Below are 18,895 nucleotides of genomic sequence, written 5' to 3' on the forward strand. Positions count from 1 at the left end.
GGACCGGCTTTCAGCGGCGCCAGCCGGCGCTGCCGACCCACTGGGCCGCTGCCACCGCCGCGACCAGCGCTGCATACGTGGCCATCTTGCCGTCGACCCCGAAGCGCCACAGCCCCAGGGCGAGGACGGCCAGGCCCACGATTGAATTGAGGGCGACCTGGCCCCACCATGGGACCAGCGCCCGCTGGCGCGGCAGCAGGAGGCGGCCGGCGGCGGCCAGCGCCGGCGCGAGGACCAGGGCCGGCGCGGCAAAGCTCAGCAGGTGGATCAGGGCGTCGAGGGGACCCATGTCGAGGGGCTTGAGAAATCGCAACTACTTGAAAATCGGCCAAATTTTATAATCCGTGCCATGGCAGTCTGGGCTCTGGGTATCAACCACACGACCGCCCCGCTCGATTTGCGGGGACGGTTCGCCTATGCCATCGACCAGGTCGAGCCGACCCTGAAGGCCTTGCGCGGCGCCCTCGCCCGCAGGCCGGAGGCCGCGATCCTGTCGACCTGCAACCGCACCGAGATCTACTGCGCCGGCGAGCGCGGCGACATCGACAACACGCTCGACTGGCTGGCCCACTCGGGCGGCGTCTCGCCGGCCCTGCTGCGCTCCCATTCGTACACCTTGCAGGATGGCCTGGCCGCGCGCCATGCCTTCCGGGTGGCCAGCGGCCTGGATTCCATGGTGCTGGGCGAAGCCCAGATCCTGGGCCAGATGAAGAACGCCGTGCGCGCCGCCGAGCAGGCCGGCGCACTCGGGACCACGCTCAACCAGTTGTTCCAGCGCTCCTTTGCCGTGGCCAAGGAAGTGCGCACTTCGACCGAAATCGGCGCCCACTCGATCAGCATGGCCGCCGCGGCCGTGCGGCTGGCCGGGCAGCTGTTCGAGGACCTGGGCCGGATCAAGGTGCTCTTCGTCGGCGCCGGCGAAATGGTCGAGCTGGCTGCCACCCACTTCGCCGCCCGCAATCCGAAGGGCATCGCCATCGCCAACCGGACGCTGGAGCGCGGCGAACGGCTCGCCACCCGCTTCGGCGGCGAGGTGATGCGGCTCGCCGACCTGCCGGCGCGCCTGCACGAATTCGACGCCGTGATCAGCTGCACCGCCAGCACGCTGCCGATCATCGGCCTGGGCGCGGTGGAGCGGGCGCTCAAGGCCCGCAAGCACCGGCCGATGTTCATGGTGGACCTCGCGGTCCCGCGCGACATCGAGCCGGAGGTGAAGGATCTGGAGGACGTGTACCTGTACACCGTCGACGATCTCGCCGGCGTGGTCCAGACCGGCCAGGCCAACCGGCAGGCGGCCGTCGCCCAGGCCGAGGCCATCATCGACGCCGGCGTCCAGAGCTTCCTGCACTGGATGGACAAGCGCGGCACGGTGCCGCTGATCCAGCAGCTCAACGCCCAGGCCGACGAATGGCGGGCGCTGGAGCTGGCGCGGGCCCGCAAGATGCTCGCCAAGGGCGAGGACGTCGACGCCGTGCTCGAAGTCATGGCCAAGGGTCTGACCCAGAAGATGCTGCACGGCGCGATGGCCGAGCTGCATGCCGGCGACGCCGCCGCGCGCGAGCGCGCCAGCGCGGCGATCCAGCACTTCTTCCTGCGCAAAGAGCGTTAGCGACGCGGTCCGGGCGCTCCTCTGTTTCTTGAACACAGAGGACGCACAGGATGCGCAGAGGGCGCAGAGAATTCCATTGCATTTCTCTCCTCTGCGTCCTCCGCGGACCGTCTGCGTTCAAGACGACCCTCCCCACCAACCACGCAGCCAGTGAAGCAATTCCTCCGCCAACAACTCGAACGCTACCCGGTCCGTCTCAACGAATTGGACTTCTTCCTGCAGCAGCCCGAGGTGGTGCAGGACATGGAGCGCTTTCGCGCCCTCACCCGCGAGCACGCGGAGGTGAGCGAGGTCGCGGCCCTCTATCTGCAGTACCGCCAGGGCGAAAGCGACCTGGCGCAGGCACGTGAGATGCAGGACGACCCCGAGATGGCGGCCATGGCGGCCGAGGAGATCGCCGCGCTCGAAGCCGGGTTGCCGCTGCTGGAGGAGCAGCTGCAGCGCCTGCTGCTGCCCAAGGACCCCGACGACGTCCGCAACACCTTCCTGGAAATCCGCGCCGGCACCGGTGGCGACGAGTCCGCGCTGTTCGCCGGCGACATGCTGCGCATGTACACCCGCTACGCCGAGCGGCAGGGCTGGCGCACCGAGCTGGTGAGCGAGAGCCCGGGCGAAGTGGGCGGCTACAAGGAAGTGGTCGTCCGCGTGGTCGGCGACGGCACCTACGGCAAGCTGAAGTTCGAGTCCGGCGGGCACCGCGTGCAGCGGGTGCCCGCCACCGAGACCCAGGGCCGCATCCACACCAGCGCCTGCACGGTCGCGGCGCTGGCGGAGCCGGACGAAGCCCAGGCGGTCCAGATCAACCCGGCGGACCTGCGCATCGACACCTACCGCGCCAGCGGTGCCGGCGGCCAGCACGTCAACAAGACCGACTCCGCGGTGCGGATCACGCACCTGCCGACCGGGATCGTGGCGGAATGCCAGGACGACCGCTCGCAGCACCGCAACAAGGCCAAGGCGCTGCAGGTGCTCGCGGCCCGGATCAAGGAGCAGGAGCGCTCGGAGCGCGCCGCCAAGGAAGCGGCCACCCGCAAGGGACTGATCGGCAGCGGCGACCGCAGCGACCGCATCCGCACCTACAACTTCCCGCAGGGGCGGGTGACCGACCACCGCATCAACCTGACGCTGTACAAGCTGCAGTTCGTCATGGAAGGCGACCTCGACGAGCTGATCGACGGCCTCCTGCTGGCGCGCAAGGCCGAGCAGCTGCAGGAGCTCGAAAACAGCCTGCCGGGCGGCAGCTCGTGACGATCGGCCAGGCGCTCGTCGCCGCCGCCCGCCTGGGGCTGGAACGGCTGGACGCGCAGCTGCTGCTGCTGCAAGTGCTGGGACGGGCGCCGGGCGACCGGGCCTGGCTCCTGGCGCACGACGACGGCCCGCTCGACGCGCAGCAGCAACGGCAGTTCACCATCCTGTGCGCGCGCCGGGCGGCAGGCGAGCCGTTGGCCTACATTGCCGGCCGGCGCGAGTTCTACGGGCTCGACCTGGCCGTCGACGCGCGGGTGCTGGTGCCGCGACCGGACACCGAGACCCTGGTCGAATGGGCGCTGGAGGTGCTGGCGTCCCGCGCCTCGCCGCGGGTGATCGACCTGGGCACCGGTAGCGGCGCGATCGCACTGGCGATCAAGCACCGACGCCCCGATGCCCACGTCGTCGCCTCCGACCACAGCCCGCATGCGCTGGAAGTCGCCGCGGCCAATGCCCGCTCGCTCGGCCTCGACGTCGAGTTTCGCCGCGGCGCCTGGCTGGCCGGCACCACCGACCGGTTCGACCTGGTCGTCAGCAACCCCCCTTACGTCGCCGCGGGCGATCCGCACCTGGCAGCCCTCGTCCACGAGCCCCTGGACGCACTGGTCGCCGGCCCGGACGGGCTGGACGATCTGCGGGCCATCGTGGCGCAGGCCCCGGCCTGCCTCGCCGCGGGCGGCTGGCTCTTGCTGGAGCACGGCCACGACCAGGCCGCCGCCGTGCGCGGCCTGCTGGCGGCGGCCGGCTTCGAACAGCTTGCCAGCCGGCGCGACCTCGCGGGCATCGAGCGCTGCTCGGGCGGCCGGCGCCTTGAACTGGGATAATCCGACCCTCATCTTTCCCCTGCCTGCGGGCTTCAACAGGAGTTTTTCGTATGAGTGACGCTCAGCAACGGATCGAACAGCTGGTCAAGCAAAATGACGTGCTGCTGTTCATGAAGGGCGACGCCAATTTCCCGATGTGCGGCTTCTCGGGGCGGGCGATCCAGATCCTGAAGGCGTGCGGGCTGGACCCCAAGAACGTGACCACGGTCAACGTGCTGGAGGACGACGAGATCCGCCAGGGCATCAAGGACTTCAGCAACTGGCCGACGATTCCGCAGCTGTACGTCAAGGGCGAGTTCATCGGCGGCTCGGACATCATGATGGAGATGTACCAGAGCGGCGAACTGCAGCAGGTGCTCGGCACCGGCCAGAGCGCCTGACGGCCGCGGCACGCCTGGCGGCGTGCGCCCGGCCGCCGACGATCTTTGCGGGACCGCAGCACGCGACTCGCGCGGCCGCCGGGATGTCGGCAATTGCTGACATCAGCTCGCGCAGGAGGCTGCACTCGATTGTGCTCTGGCACGGCTTATGCTGGAATGACCAAGCAAGCCGCAAGGAGAGGTCGATGGAAGCACGCAGTCTGGTTCCTCATCAATCTTCCACATTCACCCTGCCCGTCGCCAACGTGCGCAGCGTGTTCCGGCCGCACGAGGTCGAGCGCAAGCTGGCGAAGCTGCCCGGCCGCGACCACGAAGCCCTGCGCACCACCTACGAACGGATGCTCGAGCGCGGGCCCGAGCGCTTCCAGGTCAAGCCCAGCGGCCTGCCCGAGATGGCGGCGCTCTACGAGCAGCTGCCCAACTTCGCCGACGCGCTGGACGACCTGAAGCGCCATGTCGCGCTGTCGCAGGACAGCGGCGACGGCCTGGAAGTCACGCCGATGCTGCTGCTCGGCCCGCCCGGAATCGGCAAGACCCACTTCGCGCGCAAGCTCGCCGACCTGCTGGGCACCGGCATGTGCCTCGTGCCCATGAGTTCGATGACGGCCGGCTGGCTGCTGTCGGGGGCATCCTCGCAATGGAAGGGCGCCAGGCCCGGCAAGGTGTTCGAGGCGCTGGTGGACGGCCAGTACGCCAATCCGGTGATCGTGGTCGACGAGATCGACAAGGCGGCGGGCGAAGCCCAGTACGACCCGCTGGGCGCGCTCTACAGCCTGCTGGAACACGACACCGCGGGCTCCTTCATGGACGAATTCGCGGAAGTCTCGATCGACGCCAGCCAGGTGATCTGGATCATGACGGCCAACGACGAACGCGCCATCCCGGAGCCGATCCTGAACCGCATGAACGTGTTCCAGATCGACGCGCCGACGCTCGAGGCGGCGCGCCAGATCGCGCGCAACCTCTATCGGTCGATCCGCGCCGAGCACGGCTGGGGCGCGCGGTTCGCACCGGAGCCCTCGGCTGACCTGCTGGACCAGCTGGCCGAACTGGCGCCGCGCGACATGCGGCGGGCGCTGATGACCGGCTTCGGCAACGCCCGGCTGGAGCAGCGCGACGAGATCGGGCTCGACGACCTGCCGAAGCAGGCGGGCGGCAAGACCAAGCTCGGTTTTCTGCAGTAACGGCAGCGCGGCCGGCGAGCCCAGGAACCTAACTCGGCCCGCCGGGCAGGTCGCTCGAACGCCTGCCGGGCACCGGCGACACCTCGGGCGGGGGCAGGTCGTGGAAGTCCCACCGCTTGGCCGCGGCGAACACCGCGTTCGGATACTGCGGCTTGCCGCGGCTGCCGTTGTACCGGCCCAGCGCCATGAACAGGTCGCCGCGCTCGCGGTCGATGTAGTGGCGCAGGATCACGCAGCCGAACCGCAGGTTGGTCTGCATGTGGAACAGCTTGCCCGCGTCGCCGTCGCCGATCAGGCGGGCCCAGAACGGCATCACCTGCATGTACCCGCGGGCCCCGACCGGACTGACCGCGAACTTGCGGAAGTTGCTCTCGACCTGCGCCAGTCCGAGGACCAGCCCGGTGTCCAGGCCGGCGCGGCGGCTCTCGTACCAGATCGTCTGCAGGAATTCCTTGCGCTCCAGCCACTCGGTGGTGTGCTTGCGCAGCCGCCCGCTCATCGCACCGAGCCAGCGCAGGTAGGCCAGCCGCGCGTCGGTGTCGGCGAATTCGGGGATGGGCGGCGCGGAATTGGCGATCGCCGAGCTGAGCGCGGTGCGCACGGCGTCGGCCAGCGGCTCCTCGACCTGCGCACCGGCGGACGCCAGCGGGGACAGGGCCATCAGCCCCAGTCCCGCCGGGAGCGCCTGCAGGCACGCGCGCCGGCCGATCACGCCTGCAGCCTGCCTTTGACGAACGCCAGCAGCTCGCCGGCGGGCACCTTGGTCGCCGCCGTGTCGCGGCGGTGCTGGTATTCCAGCTGCCCTTCCTTCAGGCCACGGTCGGAGATCACGACCCGGTGCGGCACCCCGATCAGCTCCCAGTCGGCGAACATCGCGCCGGGACGCTCGCCGCGGTCGTCCAGCATCACGTCGATGCCGGCGGCCGCCAGGTCATGGTGCAGTTGCTCCGCGGCGGCGCGGACCTCGGCGCTGCGGTCCATGCCGATCGGACAGACCACGACGGTGAACGGCGCGATCGCGTCGGGCCAGATGATGCCGCGCTCGTCGTGGTTCTGCTCGATCGCCGCGGCCGGCAGGCGCGTGATGCCGATGCCGTAGCAGCCCATCTCCATCAGCTGCGGCTTGCCGGCTTCGTCGAGGAAGGTGGCCTGCATCGGCTGGCTGTACTTGGTGCCGAGATAGAACACGTGGCCGACTTCGATGCCGCGCTCGATCGCCAGCGTGCCCCGGCCGTCCGGCGACAGGTCGCCTTCGACGACGTTGCGCAGGTCGGCGACGGCCTCCGGCTCCGGCAGATCACGGCCCCAGTTGACCCCGGTGAAGTGGAAGTCCTCCTCGTTGGCGCCGCAGATCCAGTCGGACAGCACGGCGACCTCGCGGTCGGCAACGACGCGCACCGGTTTCCTGAGGTCGATCGGGCCGAGGTAGCCGGGCTTGGTGCCGAAGTGCTCGGCGATCTCGGCGCTGGTGGCGAAGCGGAAACCGGCGTCCAGGCCGGGCACCTTGCCGACCTTGATCTCGTTCATGTCGTGGTCGCCGCGCAGCAGCAGCAACCAGATCTGGGTGCGCACGACCTCCCCGGCCGCGCCGAGCTCGTCGGTGGCCAGGACCAGCGACTTGACGGTGGTCTTCAGCGGCACCTGCAGCAGTTCGGCCACTTCCCCGCAGGTGCTCTTGCCGGGCGTGGGCGTCTTGGTCAGGGCGGCGCTCGCGCTGCCGCGGCCCTGCTGCGGCGCCAGTGCCTCCGCCTTTTCCATGTTGGCGGCGTAATCGCTGCCCGGGCAATAGACGATCGCGTCTTCGCCGGTGGCCGCGATCACCTGGAACTCCTCGCTCAGGTCGCCCCCGATCGCGCCGCTGTCCGCCGCCACCGCCCGGTAGGTCAGCCCGAACCGGTCGAAGATGCGGCGGTAGGCCTGCGCCATGACCTGGTAGCTGGCCTTGGCCGACGCGCTGTCGCGGTCGAAGCTGTACGCGTCCTTCATGATGAACTCGCGGCTGCGCATCACGCCGAAGCGCGGCCGCCGCTCGTCACGGAACTTGGTCTGGATGTGATAGAAATTCCTGGGCAGCTGCTTGTAGCTGCGCAGCTCCTGCCGGGCGACGTCGGTGACGACCTCTTCGCTGGTCGGCTGGATGATGAAGTCGCGCTCGTGGCGATCCTTCACACGCATCAGCTCGGGACCCATCTTCTCCCAGCGGCCGGTCTCCTGCCAATATTCGGCCGGCTGCACCACCGGCATCAGCAGTTCCACGGCGCCGGCGCGGTTCATTTCTTCGCGCACGATCGCTTCGACCTTCCGAATCACCCGCAGTCCCATCGGCATATAGGTGTAAATACCGGCGCCGAGCTTCTTGATCATGCCGGCGCGGGTCATCAGCCGGTGGCTGACGACTTCGGCGTCGGCTGGCGCTTCCTTGAGCGTGGAAATGAGGAACTGGGAGGCTTTCATCGGATGGAGCGGCGAGTGCCACCGAGTCTTTGCGGGCGCGCGCGGCGCCGTGCATAATGAACTCAGTTAAAGAATTGGGGTTTGATTATGCTTGACCGGGACGGCTTTCGGCCCAACGTCGGCATCATCCTGCTCAATCAGAAAAACCAGGTGTTCTGGGGCAAGCGCATACGCACCCACAGCTGGCAGTTTCCGCAGGGCGGCATCGATCGGGGCGAGACCCCCGAGCAGGCGATGTTCCGGGAACTGCACGAGGAGGTCGGGTTGCATCCCGAGCATGTGCGCATCATTGCCCGCACCCGTGACTGGTTGCGCTACGAGGTGCCTGACCGGTACATCCGCCGCGATGCGCGCGGTCACTACAAGGGACAGAAGCAGATCTGGTACCTGCTCCAGCTGATGGGGCAGGACTGGAACCTGAACCTGCGCGCGACCAGCCATCCGGAATTCGACGCCTGGCGCTGGAACGAGTACTGGGTGCCCCTGGACGTGGTGGTCGAATTCAAGCGCGGCGTCTACGAAATGGCGTTGACCGAGCTCGCCCGCTTCGTGCCGCGGCATGACCATCGCAACCGCTACCTGCGCAGCGGCATGCGCGGGCGCGACCACGAGCATGGCGACGGCCAGCACGAGCCCGCACCTGGCCCGCACTTCGAGCTGCCGCCAGGCGCCACCTTCGAGCCGGACCCGCAGCTGGGCGCCGCCGCGCTGCCGCCGCAGACCAAATATGCGCCTTGACCGCACGCTGGCGGCGCTGCTGCTGGTCGCCGGCGCGGCGCAGGCCCAGCTCGCTCCGGACATCGACCCCGACTGGAGGGAGGCCGAGGCGCCGCCACCGCCGGCGCTGCGCACCAGCGGACTCATCCCGCTGGAGGTGCCACGCTCGGCCCTGCGTTTCGGGGTCGATCCGGCGTCGGTCACCCTGGGCAGCGACGGCATCGTGCGCTACGTCGTGGTGGCGACCAGCGCCACCGGCGCCGTGAACGGCCTGTACGAGGGCATCCGCTGCAATACCGGCGAGTTCAAGGTGTTCGCGCGCCACACCCCCGATGCGGGCTGGGTGCGCTCCACCAATCTCGACTGGAAGGCGCTGCAGGATCAGCCGAACTCGCGCCACAGCCTGTTGATCGCGCGCACCGGCGCCTGCATCGGTCGGGGCCCGAACCGCTCGGCCACCGCGATCGTGCGCGACCTGCGCGCACCGGCCAATCACCGCTTCGAACTGAACTGAGCGGGGTGCCGGCGCCGCCTCAGCGGGTCAGCACCAGGTTGTCGCGGTGGATCATCTCGTGCTCCGCCACGTACCCGAGCAGATGCTCGATCTGGCTGGACGGCTTGCGGCACAGCAAGCGCGCCTCGGCGCTGGCGTAATTGGCCAGGCCGCGCGCGATCTCCCGCCCTGCCGTGTCGCGCACCGCGATCACTTCGCCGCGCGAGAAATCGCCATCGACCGCCGTCATGCCGATCGGCAGCAGGCTCTTGCCTTCGAGTCGCACTTTCGCGGCGGCGCCTTCGTCGACGGTCACCGAGCCGCGCAGCTGGAGATGGTCGGAGATCCAGCGCTTGCGCGCCTGGTGCTTCTGCGTCGGCGCCGCGAGCAGCGTGCCGATCGCTTCCCCGCGCGACAGGCGCACGAGGCAATCCGGCTCGCGGCCCCAGGCGATCACGGTGGACGCGCCGGAGCCGGCCGCGCGCTTGGCCGCCAGGATCTTGGTGATCATGCCGCCCTTGCCGAGGCTGGAGCCGGCGCCGCCCGCCATCGCCTCCAGCGCCGGGTCGCCGGCCCGCGCTTCGCGCACCAGCTTCGCGCCCGGTGTGCGGCGCGGATCGGCGTCGTAGAGGCCGGCCTGGTCGGTGAGAATCACGAGCGCGTCGGCTTCCACCAGGTTCGCCACCAGCGCGCCCAGCGTGTCGTTGTCGCCGAACTTGATTTCGTCGTTGACCACCGTGTCGTTCTCGTTGATCACCGGAACGACATTCAGCTGCAGCAGCGTGAGCAGCGTCGAGCGCGCGTTCAGATACCGCTCGCGGTCGGCCAGGTCCGCATGGGTGAGCAGCACCTGCGCCGAACCCATGCCGTGCTGGCGCAGCTTGGTCTCGTACATCTGCGCGAGGCCCATCTGCCCCACCGCCGCGGCGGCCTGCAATTCGTTGATCTCGTGCGGACGGGCGGTCCAGCCCAGGCGCTTCATGCCTTCGGCGACGGCCCCGCTCGACACCATGATCACTTCGCGCCCGTCGTTGGCCAGTGCCGCCAGCTGGCGGCACCATTCGCCGATGGCCGCCTCGTCCAGCCCGCGGCCCTCGTTGGTCACCAGCGTCGAGCCGACCTTGACGACGATGCGGCGCGCCTCGGCCAGCAGCGAGGAAGCGGCGGGCGCGCTCATTCCGGCGCTTCGCCCGCGAAGCGCGGGTCGACGTACACCGGCGGCTGCTCCGCCGCCTGCTGCGACTTGATGTGCTGGTAGGCGGCCTGCGTGAGGGGCTGCACGCCCTCGCGCGTCAGCGCCGAGATCTCGAACACGGGGCCCTTGTGCTTGAAGCGCTTGACGAAGTCCTTGACCCGGGCGGCGCGCTCCTCCGGCGGGATCATGTCGATCTTGTTCAGCACCAGCCAGCGCGGCTTCTCGTACAGCGACAGGTCGTACATCTTCAGCTCGGCGACGATCGCCTTGGCCTGCTCGACCGGATCACTGTCGTCGAACGGCGCCAGATCGACCACGTGCCACAGCAGGCGCGTCCGCTGCAGGTGCCGCAGGAACTGGTGGCCGAGGCCCGCGCCTTCGGACGCACCCTCGATCAGCCCGGGCAGGTCCGCGACGACGAAGCTCTGTTCCGGTCCCACGCGCACCACTCCCAGGTTCGGGTGCAGCGTCGTGAACGGATAGTCGGCGATGCGGGGGCGCGCATTCGAAATCGCGGTGATCAGCGTCGACTTGCCGGCATTGGGCAGCCCCAGCAAGCCCACGTCGGCCAGGACCTTCAGCTCGAGCTTGAGGCTCTTGCGCTCGCCGGGCCAGCCCGGCGTCTTCTGCCGCGGCGCGCGGTTGATGGCGCTCTTGAACCGCAGGTTGCCGAAGCCGCCGTCGCCGCCCTTGGCGATGGTGATCATCTCACCGGGCTTGAGCAGCTCGTACAGCACCTCGCCGGTCTCGGCGTCGCTGATCACGGTGCCCACCGGCATCTTCAGCACGATGTCGTCGCCGGCGCCGCCGAACATGTCCGAGCCCATGCCATGCTCGCCGCGCTTGGCCTCGTGGCGGCGCGAGAAGCGGTAGTCCACCAGCGTGTTGAGGCTGGGATCGGCCAGCGCGAACACGTGGCCGCCGCGCCCGCCGTCGCCGCCGTCCGGACCGCCGAATTCCTTGTATTTTTCGTGGCGGAACGAGACGCAGCCGTTCCCCCCGTCGCCCGCGGCGACATCGATGAAGGCTTCGTCGACGAATTTCATGGGAGCTTCAATATAGCAAGTCGCCCGGCGCGAGCGGCGCCAGGCGGAAAAGACAAAGCCCCGACGAGTCGGGGCTTCGCTGGGTGCGACGGCGAAGCGGGCGCCTCGCCACGACCGCCGTCAGGCCGCCGCGGGAACCACGTTCACGGTCTGCTTGTTGAGCGCGCCCTTGGTCGCGAACGACACGTGGCCGTCCACCAGGGCGAACAGCGTGTGGTCCTTGCCCACGCCGACGTTGGTGCCGGGGTGGAACTTGGTGCCGCGCTGGCGCACGATGATCGAGCCGGCGCTGATGAGTTCGCCGCCGAACGCCTTCACGCCCAGCATCTTGGGCTGGGAATCCCGCCCGTTTCGCGTCGAGCCGCCGCCTTTTTTCTGTGCCATTTGTCCTGCTCCTTATGCGGCGATGGCGCCGATCTGCAGCTCGGTGAACTGCTGGCGATGCCCTTGACGCTTCTGATAGTGCTTGCGACGGCGCATCTTGAAGATGCGAACCTTGTCGTGCTTGCCGTGCGCCACCACAGTGGCTTTCACAGTCGCGCCGGACACCAGGGGCGTGCCGATCTTCAGGTCGCTGCCGTTGCCGACAGCCAGCACCTGATCGATCACGATTTCCTGGCCTACGTCCGCAGCAATCTGTTCTACTTTGATTTTCTCGCCGGAAGCAACGCGATATTGCTTGCCACCGGTTTTTATGACCGCGTACATGTTGACCTCGTGAATTGGATACCGCGCCCGACGGCGCAGCCTCGATCCCGGACGGATTTCCGGAAAAGCCGGACACTATAGCATAGTTTGTAGTTACTCACAAGCGGCGCGGCCGTCGCGGCCGGGCCCTCCGGCCGGCTTTCTATAATCGGGCGGCAACACCTCCGGCCCGCCCCTTGACTGCCTCCAGCACCGCCTCCGTCCTGTCCCTGATCACCGACGACATGCGCGAGGTCGACGCAGTCATTGCCCGCCGGCTCGCCTCGGGCGTTCCGCTGGTCGCCCAGGTCTCCCAGTACATCATCTCCGCCGGCGGCAAGCGCCTGCGCCCCGCCCTGCTGCTGCTGGTCTGCGGCGCGCTCGGCTTCGAGGGCGCGCAGCGCTTCAACCTGGCCGCGGTGGTCGAGTTCATCCACACCGCGACGCTCCTGCACGACGACGTGGTCGACGAGTCGACGCTCAGGCGCGGCCGCGCCACGGCCAACGAGAGCTTCGGCAATCCGGCGAGCGTGCTGGTGGGCGATTTCCTCTACTCGCGCGCGTTCCAGATGATGCTGGACGCGCACGACGTGCGCGTGATGGAGATCCTCGCCGATGCGACCAACGTGATCGCCGAGGGCGAAGTGCTGCAGCTGATGAACATGCACGACGCGTCGCTCGACGAGGCGGCGTACCTGCGCGTGATCCGCTCGAAGACGGCCAAGCTGTTCGAAGCCAGCGCGCGCCTCGGTGCGGTGCTGGCGAAGGCGGGCCCGCAGGTCGAGGAGGCGTGCGCGCTGTACGGGCAGGCGCTCGGCACGGCGTTCCAGGTGATCGACGACGTGCTCGACTACGACGGCAACACCGGCGAGATGGGCAAGAACATCGGCGACGACCTGCGCGAGGGCAAGGCCACGCTGCCGCTGATCGCCGCGATGCAGCGCGGCACGGCGGGGCAGCGCGACGTGGTGCGCCACGCGATCGAGACCGGCGCCGTCGAGGAACTCGAACACATCGTCGCCATCGTGAAGGAGACCGGCTCGCTGGAAGTGACGCGCGCGGCCGCCGCCGCCGAGGCGCAACGCGCGATCGATGCGGCCAAACAACTGCCGTCGAATCCGTACAGCCAAGGTTTGCTACAATTGGCGGCTCAATTGCTGCAGCGGCGGAACTGAGCGATCAGTGCCCGGCGCCAAGCCGGCAAAATCGGGGTGTAGCTTAGCCTGGTAGAGCGCTACGTTCGGGACGTAGAGGCCGGAGGTTCGAATCCTCTCACCCCGACCAGATTTCCATTGCAACGACCTTCAGCGCGCCCCGCGGCGCGCTGCCGTCTGCAGCGGACGGACGGTCCTTCCGGCCCGCGAAATCGCGTCGCCATGCCGTCACGGCGGACGGGATCCCGGCAGCCCTTCACACCGAATGACGACCCGCGCGGGGCGCGGCCGTGACTTTGTGCCAACTTCCCCGTTGGCGCGGCGGCCGGAGCGATTTACACGACAGTAGCAATGAGGGATGATCGGCCGGCCCCCTGTCGTCGGGGGCCGCGTTCCACCGTTGACAGCATTGCATGGCCACTGCCGACTCCGTCATTTCCGAAACCTCTGCAACGGCGCTGCCGGGGTTGGCGCGGGCGTTGGTGGCAGCTGGGAAGCTCGGCCAGAAGTCCGCCGAAGACATCTCGCGCAAGGCGCATGTCAACCGCAGCAGTTTCATCGCTGAACTGACCGGTTCCGGCGCCGTTTCCGCATCCGACCTCGCCCACACCGTCTCCAGCGCGTTCGGCGCGCCGCTGCTCGATCTCGACGCGATCGACACGACCAAGCTGCCCAAGCTGCTCGACGCCAAGATGTGCCAGGCGTTCCGGGTGGTCGTGCTCAGCAAGCGCAACAACCGCCTGATCGTCGCCACCGCCGATCCGTCCGACCAGCAGGCCGCCGAGAAGATCAAGTTCGCCACCCAGATGGGCGTGGACTGGGTCGTCGCCGAGTACGACAAGCTCAGTCGCATGGTCGAGAGCAGCACGGCCAGCACCACCGAGACGATGGAGAACATCGTCGGCGAGGAGTTCGAGTTCGACGACCTCAACGTCGAGGAGGTCACCGGCGACGAGGACGAGGACAAGGGCACGTCCGAGGTCGAGGACGCGCCGGTCGTCAAGTTCCTGCACAAGATGCTGCTCGACGCGTTCAACATGCGCGCCTCCGACCTGCACTTCGAGCCCTACGAGCACACTTATCGCGTGCGCTTCCGGGTGGATGGCGAATTGCGCGAGATCGCCGCGCCGCCGGTCGCCATCAAGGAAAAGCTGGCCTCGCGGATCAAGGTGATCTCGCGCATGGACATCTCCGAAAAGCGCGTGCCGCAGGACGGGCGGATGAAGCTGAAGGTCGGCCCGGACCGGGTCATCGACTTCCGCGTCAGCACCCTGCCCACGCTGTTCGGCGAAAAGATCGTGATCCGGATCCTGGACCCGAGCAGCGCCCGCCTGGGCATCGAGGCACTGGGCTACGAGCCCGAGGAAAAGGCCAGGCTGCTGGACGCCGTCGGGCGGCCCTACGGCATGGTGCTCGTCACCGGCCCGACCGGCTCGGGCAAGACGGTGTCCCTCTACACCTGCCTGAACCTGCTGAACAAGCCCGGCGTGAACATCTCGACGGCCGAAGACCCGTCGGAAATCAACATGCCGGGCATCAATCAGGTGAACGTCAACGAGAAGGCGGGCCTGACCTTCGCGGCTGCGCTGAAGTCGTTCCTGCGGCAGGACCCGGACGTGATCATGGTCGGCGAAATCCGCGACCTCGAGACCGCCGACATCGCCATCAAGGCCGCCCAGACCGGCCACCTGGTGCTCTCGACGCTGCACACGAACGACGCGCCGACGACGCTGACGCGGATGCGCAACATGGGCATCGCGCCCTTCAACATCGCCTCGAGCGTCATCCTGATCACGGCGCAGCGCCTGGCGCGGCGCCTGTGCGCCGTCTGCAAGGCGCCGGCCGACATTCCGCACGAGACGCTGCTCGAGGCAGGCTTCAAGGAAGAAGACATCGACGGCTCCTGGACGCCGTACCGGCCGGTCGGCTGCTCCGCCTGCAACAACGGCTACAAGGGCCGCGTCGGCATCTACCAGGTGATGCCGATCACCGAGGACATGCAGCGCATCATCCTGGCCGACGGCAGCGCCGTGGACATCGCCAAACAGGCCGAGAAGGAAGGAGTCCGGAGCTTGCGCCAGTCCGGACTGCACAAGGTCAGGCTCGGGGTCACTTCGCTCGAAGAAGTCCTGGGCTGCACCAATGTATAACCGCGGCTTGGGAGCAGAGGAGTTGTCCAATGGCCACGGCCGCTAGAAAAGTCACGGAATTCGTCTTCGAGTGGGAAGGGCGGGACCGCAACGGCAAGCAGGTCCGCGGCGAGACGCGCGCTTCCGGCGAGAACCAGGTGCTTTCGTCGCTGCGGCGCCAGGGCGTCCTGCCCACCAAGGTCAAGAAGCGGCGGATGCGCTCGGGCAAGAAGATCAAGCCCAAGGACATCGCCCTCTTCACGCGCCAGCTCGCCACCATGATGAAGGCAGGCGTGCCGCTGCTGCAGTCGTTCGACATCGTCGGCCGCGGCAACGCCAATCCCAGCGTCACCAAGCTGCTGAACGACGTGCGCACCGACGTCGAGACCGGCACCTCGCTCTCGGCTGCGTTCCGCAAGTACCCGCTGTACTTCAACGCGCTCTACTGCAACCTGGTCGAAGCGGGTGAAGCGGCCGGCATCCTGGAGTCGCTGCTGGACCGGCTCGCGGTCTACATGGAGAAGACCGAAGGCATCAAGTCCAAGATCAAGTCGGCGCTGATGTACCCGATTTCGGTCGTCGTCGTGGCGTTCGTGGTGGTGGCCGTGATCATGATCTTCGTGATCCCCGCCTTCAAGGAGGTGTTCACGTCGTTCGGCGCCGACCTGCCGGCCCCGACCCTGTTCGTGATCGGGATGAGCGAGTTCTTCGTGAAGTTCTGGTGGCTGATCTTCGGCAGCATCGGGGGCGGCCTGTATTTCTTCATCCAGGCGTGGAAGCGCAGCGAGAAGGTCCAGATGTTCATGGACCGCTTCATGCTGAAGCTGCCGGTGTTCGGCGACCTGGTCTACAAGTCGGTGATCGCCCGCTGGACGCGCACCCTCTCCACCATGTTCGCCGCCGGCGTTCCGCTGGTGGAGGCGCTGGATTCCGTCGGCGGCGCCTCCGGCAACTCGGTCTACAGCATGGCGACCGAGAAGATCCAGGTCGAGGTCTCCACCGGCACCAGCCTGACGGCGGCCATGACCAATGCCAACGTCTTCCCCACCATGGTGCTGCAGATGTGCGCGATCGGCGAAGAGTCTGGCTCGCTCGACCACATGCTCGGCAAGGCCGCCGATTTCTATGAAGCCGAGGTCGACGACATGGTGGCTGGCCTGTCCAGCCTGATGGAGCCGATCATCATCGTGTTCCTCGGCGGGCTGATCGGCGGCATCGTGGTTTCGATGTACCTGCCGATCTTCAAGCTGGGCAGCGTGGTCTGATGCTGGGCTCGCCGCTCATCGACGCCGTCGCCGCCGGCGTGCTGGGGCTGCTGGTGGGCAGCTTCCTCAACGTGGTGATCTATCGGCTGCCCAAGATGCTGGAGCGCCAGTGGGCCGACGAATGCGCGCAGCTGCAAGGCAGCGTGGCCCCCGCGGCCGAGCCGTTCAACCTGATGCGCCCGCGCTCGCGCTGCCGCCAGTGCGGCCATGCGCTGCGCTGGTACGAAAACGTGCCGGTCATCAGCTGGCTGGCCTTGCGCGGCAAGTGCTCCAGTTGCGGCGCGGCGATCGGCCTGCGCTATCCGGTGGTGGAACTCGCTACCGCCTTGCTGTTCTTCTTCGCGGTGTGGCATTGGGGCGCGACCGCCGCCGGGGCTGCCTGGTGCGGCTTCGCGGCAGCCATCGTGGCGCTCGCGATGATCGACTGGGACACCACGCTGCTGCCGGACGACATCACGCTGCCGCTGCTGTGGGCCGGCCTGATCGGCGCCGCCCTCGGCTGGACCGGGGTCGGCCTGGCGCAGGCGCTGTGGGGCGCCGTGGCCGGCTATCTCTCGCTGTGGTCGGTGTACCAGGCCTTCAAGCTGCTCACCGGCAAGGAAGGCATGGGCTACGGCGACTTCAAGCTGTTCGCCGCCCTGGGCGCCTGGTTCGGCTGGCAGGCGCTGATCCCGATCATCCTGATGGCGTCGGTCATCGGTGCCGTCGTCGGCATCGCGATGAAGATCTCCGCCGGACTGCGCGAGGGCGGCTATGTGCCCTTCGGCCCGTTCCTGGCCGGCGCCGGGTTGACGGCGATGCTGTTCGGCCCGGGTGCCATCCTCCAGGCCATCGGGCTGTAGCGCCATGGCCTGGCGCGTCGGGCTGACCGGCGGGATCGGCAGCGGCAAGAGCACGGTGCTCCAGATGCTGTCGGAACTCGGCGCGGCGGTGATCGACGCCGATGCGATTTCGCGGGCCGCCACGGCGGCTGGCGGCGCGGCGATCGATGCGATCGCGCGGCGGTTCGGCGCCGACTTCATCACCCCGGACGGAGCGCTCGACCGCACGCGCATGCGCGAGCACGCGTATGCCGACCCGCAGGCGCGCCGCGACCTCGAGCAGATCATCCACCCGCTGGTGGGCGCGGAGAGCGCGCGTCAGGTGCAGGCGGCGCTCGACGCGGGCGTGCCCTGCATCGTGTTCGACATTCCGCTGCTGGTGGAATCGGGCCGCTGGCGGGCCCAGGTCGACAAGGTGCTGGTGGTGGACTGCGCGCCGCAGACGCAGGTGGAGCGCGTCGTCGCGCGCAGCGGGCTGCAGCCGCAGGCGGTGCGGGCGATCATGGCGGCGCAAGCCAGCCGCGAGCAGCGCCTCGCCGCCGCCGACATCGTCATCTGCAACGACGGACTGTCGCTGGCGCAGCTGCGTGACAAGGTGGTACAGGCGGCCGCAAGCTTCGGGCTATGATTGCGCGCAATCCCGGAGGCCGGCCTCCGGCACCCGGCCCGCACCGGCCGGCCAAGCCATACCAAGAGCCCGCCAAGCGTGATCCTTTACGAATATCCCTTCAACGAACGCATCCGCACCTACCTGCGGCTCGAGCACCTGTTCCGCCGCCTCGGCGAACTCGTGCCCCGCTCGCATCCCATCGATCATCACTACGCGCTCGCCACCATCTTCGAGGTGATGGACGTGGCCGCGCGGGCCGACCTCAAGTCCGACGTGATGAAGGACCTCGAGCGGCAGAAGCAGACGCTCAATGGCTACCGCGGCAACCCGGCGATCGCCGAGCGGGTGCTCGACGAAGTGGTGGCCAAGCTCGATGGCGGCTTCACGGCGCTGAACAACCTGCCGGGCAAGGCCGGGCAGGCGCTCACCGAAAACGAATGGCTGATGAGCGTGCGCAGCCGGATCGGCATTCCGGGCGGCACCTGCGAATTCGACCTGCCGGCGTATTACGCCTGGCAGCACCGCGATGCGCATCTGCGCCAGCGCGACCTCGAAGGCTGGGCCGGGACGCTGGCGCCGTTCGCCGAGTCGATCCACCTGCTGCTCAAGCTCCTGCGCGATTCCGGCACGCCGCAGAAGGTGATCGCCAGCCACGGCCAGCTGCAGCAAAGCCTGCCGCAGGGCCGCACCTTCCAGCTGCTGCGGCTGCGGCTGGACCCGGCGCTGAACGTGGTGCCGGAGATCAGCGGCAACCGGCTGATGGTCTCGGTGCGACTGATGAAGCAGGAAGAAGCGATCGACCGCCTGCACCCGAGCACCGACAACACGCCGTTCGAGCTGACGCTCTGTTCCTGACATGGCTTCCAAGGACCCGGCCCTGAAGCCGCGCCTGGTGCGCTGTCCGGCCTGCGGCGGCGACAGCGTCTACGCCCCCAGCAATCCGTTTCGCCCATTCTGCTCGGAACGCTGCAAGAACCTCGACCTCGGCGCGTGGGCCAGCGAGAGCTTCCGCGTCCCCGAAGAAACGCCGCCCGACGACCAGAACTTCGGTGATCCGAAGGTGCAGTGAGGCGGATGGA

At 68.2% G+C, this 18,895-nt stretch carries 21 protein-coding genes and 1 tRNA gene; 15 read left to right on the forward strand and 7 right to left on the reverse strand.

Annotated elements, in window-relative coordinates; all coding sequences use genetic code 11:
• Positions 1-10 precede the first annotated feature (10 nt).
• Positions 11-289 carry a hypothetical protein gene (locus VNT59_RS06200; RefSeq protein WP_325497450.1) on the reverse strand — a complete coding sequence of 93 codons (279 nt, stop codon included), beginning with the start codon at positions 287-289 and terminating at the stop codon, positions 11-13.
• A gap of 60 nt (positions 290-349) precedes the next feature.
• Between VNT59_RS06200 and hemA the strand changes: the two genes are divergently transcribed.
• The 5 genes from hemA (at position 350) to VNT59_RS06225 (ending at position 5,245) form a co-directional block, all read left to right on the forward strand.
• Positions 350-1,609 (forward strand): glutamyl-tRNA reductase, encoded by a 1,260-nt coding sequence (gene hemA / locus VNT59_RS06205; protein WP_325497451.1) that lies wholly within the window; start codon positions 350-352, stop codon positions 1,607-1,609.
• 150 nt (positions 1,610-1,759) lie between these two features.
• Positions 1,760-2,857 (forward strand): peptide chain release factor 1, encoded by a 1,098-nt coding sequence (gene prfA / locus VNT59_RS06210; RefSeq protein ID WP_325497452.1) that lies wholly within the window; start codon positions 1,760-1,762, stop codon positions 2,855-2,857.
• Positions 2,854-3,681 carry a peptide chain release factor N(5)-glutamine methyltransferase gene (prmC, locus tag VNT59_RS06215; protein WP_325497453.1) on the forward strand — a complete coding sequence of 276 codons (828 nt, stop codon included), beginning with the start codon at positions 2,854-2,856 and terminating at the stop codon, positions 3,679-3,681. The genes prfA and prmC overlap by 4 nt, the downstream gene beginning before the upstream one ends.
• A 50-nt stretch (positions 3,682-3,731) precedes the next feature.
• Positions 3,732-4,061, forward strand: a complete 330-nt coding sequence (gene grxD, locus VNT59_RS06220; RefSeq protein WP_325497454.1) for a Grx4 family monothiol glutaredoxin — start codon at positions 3,732-3,734, stop codon at positions 4,059-4,061.
• Between the two features lie 185 nt (positions 4,062-4,246).
• A complete protein-coding gene (locus VNT59_RS06225) occupies positions 4,247-5,245 on the forward strand; it encodes an AAA family ATPase (protein ID WP_325497455.1) in 999 nt (332 codons plus the stop codon).
• A 28-nt stretch (positions 5,246-5,273) separates the two neighbouring features.
• Here VNT59_RS06225 and VNT59_RS06230 read toward each other — a convergent pair whose 3' ends face one another.
• Both VNT59_RS06230 and VNT59_RS06235 read right to left on the reverse strand, forming a co-directional pair.
• Positions 5,274-5,906, reverse strand: a complete 633-nt coding sequence (locus tag VNT59_RS06230) for a lytic transglycosylase domain-containing protein (protein WP_325497456.1) — start codon at positions 5,904-5,906, stop codon at positions 5,274-5,276.
• 47 nt (positions 5,907-5,953) lie between these two features.
• Positions 5,954-7,699 (reverse strand): proline--tRNA ligase, encoded by a 1,746-nt coding sequence (locus VNT59_RS06235; protein ID WP_325497457.1) that lies wholly within the window; start codon positions 7,697-7,699, stop codon positions 5,954-5,956.
• An 87-nt stretch (positions 7,700-7,786) separates the two neighbouring features.
• Here VNT59_RS06235 and VNT59_RS06240 point away from each other — a divergent pair, with 87 nt between their 5' ends.
• Complete coding sequence (locus tag VNT59_RS06240) at positions 7,787-8,437, forward strand: RNA pyrophosphohydrolase (RefSeq protein WP_325497478.1); 651 nt, start codon at positions 7,787-7,789, stop codon at positions 8,435-8,437.
• On the forward strand, positions 8,427-8,930 hold the full coding sequence (locus VNT59_RS06245; protein WP_325497458.1) for a CNP1-like family protein: 504 nt from the start codon (positions 8,427-8,429) through the stop codon (positions 8,928-8,930). Before VNT59_RS06240 ends, VNT59_RS06245 begins: the two co-directional genes overlap by 11 nt.
• A gap of 19 nt (positions 8,931-8,949) precedes the next feature.
• Here VNT59_RS06245 and proB read toward each other — a convergent pair whose 3' ends face one another.
• The 4 genes from proB to rplU all read right to left on the reverse strand — a co-directional run bounded on the left by proB (position 8,950) and on the right by rplU (position 11,858).
• The gene (gene proB / locus VNT59_RS06250) at positions 8,950-10,086 is read right to left on the reverse strand and encodes a glutamate 5-kinase (protein ID WP_325497459.1); all 1,137 of its coding nucleotides are present in this window, start codon (positions 10,084-10,086) and stop codon (positions 8,950-8,952) included.
• Positions 10,083-11,150 (reverse strand): Obg family GTPase CgtA, encoded by a 1,068-nt coding sequence (cgtA, locus tag VNT59_RS06255; RefSeq protein ID WP_325497460.1) that lies wholly within the window; start codon positions 11,148-11,150, stop codon positions 10,083-10,085. Before cgtA ends, proB begins: the two co-directional genes overlap by 4 nt.
• Before the next feature lie 120 nt (positions 11,151-11,270).
• On the reverse strand, positions 11,271-11,534 hold the full coding sequence (rpmA, locus tag VNT59_RS06260; protein ID WP_325497461.1) for a 50S ribosomal protein L27: 264 nt from the start codon (positions 11,532-11,534) through the stop codon (positions 11,271-11,273).
• A 12-nt stretch (positions 11,535-11,546) separates the two neighbouring features.
• Positions 11,547-11,858 carry a 50S ribosomal protein L21 gene (gene rplU / locus VNT59_RS06265; protein WP_271233406.1) on the reverse strand — a complete coding sequence of 104 codons (312 nt, stop codon included), beginning with the start codon at positions 11,856-11,858 and terminating at the stop codon, positions 11,547-11,549.
• 224 nt (positions 11,859-12,082) lie between these two features.
• Between rplU and VNT59_RS06270 the strand changes: the two genes are divergently transcribed.
• The 8 genes from VNT59_RS06270 (at position 12,083) to VNT59_RS06305 (ending at position 18,885) form a co-directional block, all read left to right on the forward strand.
• Positions 12,083-13,012, forward strand: a complete 930-nt coding sequence (locus VNT59_RS06270; protein ID WP_325497479.1) for a polyprenyl synthetase family protein — start codon at positions 12,083-12,085, stop codon at positions 13,010-13,012.
• A 32-nt stretch (positions 13,013-13,044) separates the two neighbouring features.
• Positions 13,045-13,121 (forward strand) — tRNA-Pro (locus VNT59_RS06275).
• Positions 13,122-13,404: 283 nt separating this feature from the next.
• Positions 13,405-15,141 carry a type IV-A pilus assembly ATPase PilB gene (gene pilB, locus VNT59_RS06280; RefSeq protein ID WP_325497462.1) on the forward strand — a complete coding sequence of 579 codons (1,737 nt, stop codon included), beginning with the start codon at positions 13,405-13,407 and terminating at the stop codon, positions 15,139-15,141.
• 29 nt (positions 15,142-15,170) lie between these two features.
• Positions 15,171-16,385, forward strand: a complete 1,215-nt coding sequence (locus tag VNT59_RS06285) for a type II secretion system F family protein (protein ID WP_325497463.1) — start codon at positions 15,171-15,173, stop codon at positions 16,383-16,385.
• The gene (locus VNT59_RS06290) at positions 16,385-17,227 is read left to right on the forward strand and encodes an A24 family peptidase (protein ID WP_325497464.1); all 843 of its coding nucleotides are present in this window, start codon (positions 16,385-16,387) and stop codon (positions 17,225-17,227) included. The genes VNT59_RS06285 and VNT59_RS06290 overlap by 1 nt, the downstream gene beginning before the upstream one ends.
• Before the next feature lie 4 nt (positions 17,228-17,231).
• Positions 17,232-17,834, forward strand: coding sequence for a dephospho-CoA kinase (coaE, locus tag VNT59_RS06295; RefSeq protein WP_325497465.1), 603 nt, complete (start codon positions 17,232-17,234; stop codon positions 17,832-17,834).
• A gap of 78 nt (positions 17,835-17,912) precedes the next feature.
• Positions 17,913-18,671: a cell division protein ZapD gene (gene zapD, locus VNT59_RS06300; protein ID WP_325497466.1), complete on the forward strand. Its 759-nt coding sequence runs from the start codon at positions 17,913-17,915 to the stop codon at positions 18,669-18,671.
• Between the two features lies 1 nt (position 18,672).
• Entirely contained in the window at positions 18,673-18,885 is a 213-nt protein-coding gene (locus tag VNT59_RS06305) for a DNA gyrase inhibitor YacG (protein WP_325497467.1), read from the forward strand.
• Positions 18,886-18,895: the final 10 nt, after the last annotated feature.

Origin of the sequence: Ramlibacter sp. (assembly GCF_035554825.1) — a bacterium.
Lineage (GTDB): Bacteria > Pseudomonadota > Gammaproteobacteria > Burkholderiales > Burkholderiaceae_C > Ramlibacter.

What these genes read in the sequence shown, in the direction of transcription:
- VNT59_RS06200 (WP_325497450.1), bottom strand. Translation starts at nt 289, where the DNA reads ATGGGTCCCCTCGACGCCCTGATCCACCTGCTGAGCTTTGCCGCGCCG.
- cgtA (WP_325497460.1), bottom strand. Translation starts at nt 11,150, where the DNA reads ATGAAATTCGTCGACGAAGCCTTCATCGATGTCGCCGCGGGCGACGGG.
- grxD (WP_325497454.1), top strand. Translation starts at nt 3,732, where the DNA reads ATGAGTGACGCTCAGCAACGGATCGAACAGCTGGTCAAGCAAAATGAC.
- VNT59_RS06240 (WP_325497478.1), top strand. Translation starts at nt 7,787, where the DNA reads ATGCTTGACCGGGACGGCTTTCGGCCCAACGTCGGCATCATCCTGCTC.
- coaE (WP_325497465.1), top strand. Translation starts at nt 17,232, where the DNA reads ATGGCCTGGCGCGTCGGGCTGACCGGCGGGATCGGCAGCGGCAAGAGC.
- VNT59_RS06285 (WP_325497463.1), top strand. Translation starts at nt 15,171, where the DNA reads ATGGCCACGGCCGCTAGAAAAGTCACGGAATTCGTCTTCGAGTGGGAA.
- VNT59_RS06245 (WP_325497458.1), top strand. Translation starts at nt 8,427, where the DNA reads ATGCGCCTTGACCGCACGCTGGCGGCGCTGCTGCTGGTCGCCGGCGCG.
- rplU (WP_271233406.1), bottom strand. Translation starts at nt 11,858, where the DNA reads ATGTACGCGGTCATAAAAACCGGTGGCAAGCAATATCGCGTTGCTTCC.
- hemA (WP_325497451.1), top strand. Translation starts at nt 350, where the DNA reads ATGGCAGTCTGGGCTCTGGGTATCAACCACACGACCGCCCCGCTCGAT.
- rpmA (WP_325497461.1), bottom strand. Translation starts at nt 11,534, where the DNA reads ATGGCACAGAAAAAAGGCGGCGGCTCGACGCGAAACGGGCGGGATTCC.
- VNT59_RS06305 (WP_325497467.1), top strand. Translation starts at nt 18,673, where the DNA reads ATGGCTTCCAAGGACCCGGCCCTGAAGCCGCGCCTGGTGCGCTGTCCG.
- VNT59_RS06270 (WP_325497479.1), top strand. Translation starts at nt 12,083, where the DNA reads ATGCGCGAGGTCGACGCAGTCATTGCCCGCCGGCTCGCCTCGGGCGTT.
- VNT59_RS06235 (WP_325497457.1), bottom strand. Translation starts at nt 7,699, where the DNA reads ATGAAAGCCTCCCAGTTCCTCATTTCCACGCTCAAGGAAGCGCCAGCC.
- pilB (WP_325497462.1), top strand. Translation starts at nt 13,405, where the DNA reads ATGGCCACTGCCGACTCCGTCATTTCCGAAACCTCTGCAACGGCGCTG.
- proB (WP_325497459.1), bottom strand. Translation starts at nt 10,086, where the DNA reads ATGAGCGCGCCCGCCGCTTCCTCGCTGCTGGCCGAGGCGCGCCGCATC.
- VNT59_RS06230 (WP_325497456.1), bottom strand. Translation starts at nt 5,906, where the DNA reads ATGGCCCTGTCCCCGCTGGCGTCCGCCGGTGCGCAGGTCGAGGAGCCG.
- VNT59_RS06225 (WP_325497455.1), top strand. Translation starts at nt 4,247, where the DNA reads ATGGAAGCACGCAGTCTGGTTCCTCATCAATCTTCCACATTCACCCTG.
- VNT59_RS06290 (WP_325497464.1), top strand. Translation starts at nt 16,385, where the DNA reads ATGCTGGGCTCGCCGCTCATCGACGCCGTCGCCGCCGGCGTGCTGGGG.